The sequence below is a fragment of the Pedococcus sp. P1_H8 genome (assembly GCF_056405175.1).
Genome location: NZ_JBFUCP010000156.1, coordinates 1 through 500, shown reverse-complemented (window position 1 = coordinate 500; position 500 = coordinate 1). Strand labels below are relative to the sequence as shown.

At 64.2% G+C, this 500-nt stretch carries 1 protein-coding gene; it reads right to left on the bottom strand.

Features of this window, described 5'->3' with window-relative positions:
* A partial coding sequence (locus tag AC1DYG_RS19365) for an aconitase family protein (protein WP_477641483.1) occupies positions 1-500 on the bottom strand: 500 nt, incomplete at both ends.

Below are 500 nucleotides of genomic sequence, written 5' to 3'. Positions count from 1 at the left end.
GGCCGGGCTGATGTGGTCGGTGGTGACCGAGTCGCCCAGCAACGCCAGGACGCGGGCGCCCTTGATGTCGGTGACCGGGGTGGTCTCCATCGTCATGCCCTCGAAGTACGGCGCCTTGCGGACGTAGGTCGAGTTCTCGTCCCCCGCGAAGGTGTCGCCCTCTGGGGTGGACAGGTTCTGCCAGCGCTCGTCGCCCTTGAAGACGTTGGCGTAGGAGTTGACGAACATGTCCTGGTTGATCGAGGACGCGATGGTCTCCTCGATCTCCTTCGTGGACGGCCAGATGTCCTTCAGGAAGACGTCGTTGCCGTCCTGGTCCTGTCCGAGCGGGTCGACCTCGAAGTCGAAGTCCATGGTGCCGGCGAGACCGTAGGCGATGACCAGCGGCGGGGAGGCCAGGTAGTTCATCTTGACGTCGGGGGAGATGCGACCCTCGAAGTTGCGGTTGCCCGAGAGCACCGCGGTGACCGACAGGTCGTTGTCGTTGATCGCCTTGGAGA